Annotated in this window: 2 rRNA genes (1 of these 2 running past the window's edge); both read right to left on the reverse strand. The window is 57.5% G+C overall.

Annotation, left to right across the window (positions count from 1 at the left end):
* Positions 1–633 (reverse strand): 23S ribosomal RNA (locus ACFWNV_RS39205) (it extends 2,571 nt beyond the left edge of the window).
* 283 nt (positions 634–916) lie between these two features.
* A 16S ribosomal RNA gene (locus ACFWNV_RS39210) occupies positions 917–2,441 on the reverse strand.
* Together the 16S and 23S rRNA genes form the textbook arrangement of a ribosomal RNA operon.
* Positions 2,442–2,515: the final 74 nt, after the last annotated feature.

Genomic DNA, 2,515 nt, shown 5'->3' on the forward strand with positions numbered 1-2,515 from the left:
CAGCGACGCTCCCACGGCTTGTAGGCACACGGTTTCAGGTACTATTTCACTCCGCTCCCGCGGTACTTTTCACCATTCCCTCACGGTACTATCCGCTATCGGTCACCAGGGAATATTTAGGCTTAGCGGGTGGTCCCGCCAGATTCACACGGGATTTCTCGGGCCCCGTGCTACTTGGGAGATTCTTAAGCAAGCCGTTAATGTTTCGTCTACGGGGGTCTTACCCTCTACGCCGGACCTTTCGCATGTCCTTCGACTACATCAACGGTTTCTGACTCGCCGACCGGCCGGCAGACCGATCAAAAGAATTCCCACAACCCCGCATGCGCAACCCCTGCCGGGTATCACACGCATACGGTTTGGCCTCATCCGGTTTCGCTCGCCACTACTCCCGGAATCACGGTTGTTTTCTCTTCCTGCGGGTACTGAGATGTTTCACTTCCCCGCGTTCCCTCCACACTGCCTATGTGTTCAGCAGTGGGTGACAGCCCATGACGACTGCCGGGTTTCCCCATTCGGACACCCCCGGATCAAAGCTCAGTTGGCAGCTCCCCGGGGCCTATCGCGGCCTCTCACGTCCTTCATCGGTTCCTGGTGCCAAGGCATCCACCGTGCGCCCTTAAAAACTTGGCCTACAGATGCTCGCGTCCACTGTGTAGTTCTCAAGCAACGACCAGTCACCCATCACCCTCATCCGCAGACGAAGTTCACTGGGGCCGGCATCGCGAAGATAAAGCCTTTCGGCCGTACCCTCAGATACCCAACAACGTGCCAAGCACGATCCCCGCCACTCAATCTGTTTTCCACGCCGAAGCAGTACTCACAGAAGGTTTTGGAAACCGTGCCAACTAATCAACGTTCCACCCTGAGCTGACCGTGCAGAACGTTTGTCTGCAATCGGTACTGTGCTCCTTAGAAAGGAGGTGATCCAGCCGCACCTTCCGGTACGGCTACCTTGTTACGACTTCGTCCCAATCGCCAGTCCCACCTTCGACAGCTCCCTCCCTTACGGGTTGGGCCACCGGCTTCGGGTGTTACCGACTTTCGTGACGTGACGGGCGGTGTGTACAAGGCCCGGGAACGTATTCACCGCAGCAATGCTGATCTGCGATTACTAGCAACTCCGACTTCATGGGGTCGAGTTGCAGACCCCAATCCGAACTGAGACCGGCTTTTTGAGATTCGCTCCACCTCACGGTATCGCAGCTCATTGTACCGGCCATTGTAGCACGTGTGCAGCCCAAGACATAAGGGGCATGATGACTTGACGTCGTCCCCACCTTCCTCCGAGTTGACCCCGGCGGTCTCCTGTGAGTCCCCATCACCCCGAAGGGCATGCTGGCAACACAGGACAAGGGTTGCGCTCGTTGCGGGACTTAACCCAACATCTCACGACACGAGCTGACGACAGCCATGCACCACCTGTATACCGACCACAAGGGGGGCACTATCTCTAATGCTTTCCGGTATATGTCAAGCCTTGGTAAGGTTCTTCGCGTTGCGTCGAATTAAGCCACATGCTCCGCTGCTTGTGCGGGCCCCCGTCAATTCCTTTGAGTTTTAGCCTTGCGGCCGTACTCCCCAGGCGGGGAACTTAATGCGTTAGCTGCGGCACCGACGACGTGGAATGTCGCCAACACCTAGTTCCCAACGTTTACGGCGTGGACTACCAGGGTATCTAATCCTGTTCGCTCCCCACGCTTTCGCTCCTCAGCGTCAGTAATGGCCCAGAGATCCGCCTTCGCCACCGGTGTTCCTCCTGATATCTGCGCATTTCACCGCTACACCAGGAATTCCGATCTCCCCTACCACACTCTAGCTAGCCCGTATCGAATGCAGACCCGAGGTTAAGCCTCGGGCTTTCACATCCGACGTGACAAGCCGCCTACGAGCTCTTTACGCCCAATAATTCCGGACAACGCTTGCGCCCTACGTATTACCGCGGCTGCTGGCACGTAGTTAGCCGGCGCTTCTTCTGCAGGTACCGTCACTTTCGCTTCTTCCCTGCTGAAAGAGGTTTACAACCCGAAGGCCGTCATCCCTCACGCGGCGTCGCTGCATCAGGCTTTCGCCCATTGTGCAATATTCCCCACTGCTGCCTCCCGTAGGAGTCTGGGCCGTGTCTCAGTCCCAGTGTGGCCGGTCGCCCTCTCAGGCCGGCTACCCGTCGTCGCCTTGGTGGGCCATTACCCCACCAACAAGCTGATAGGCCGCGGGCTCATCCTTCACCGCCGGAGCTTTTAACCCCCGCCCATGCAGGCAGGAGTGTTATCCGGTATTAGACCCCGTTTCCAGGGCTTGTCCCAGAGTGAAGGGCAGATTGCCCACGTGTTACTCACCCGTTCGCCACTAATCCACCCCGAAGGGCTTCATCGTTCGACTTGCATGTGTTAAGCACGCCGCCAGCGTTCGTCCTGAGCCAGGATCAAACTCTCCATGAATGTTTACCCGTAATCGGGTGCACACGCACTTAGAGCGGGACAGTCATGTCGGAATAAGACCGACCGTCCACTGC

It is taken from the genome of Streptomyces sp. NPDC058401 (genome assembly GCF_042722885.1).
GTDB lineage: Bacteria > Actinomycetota > Actinomycetes > Streptomycetales > Streptomycetaceae > Streptomyces.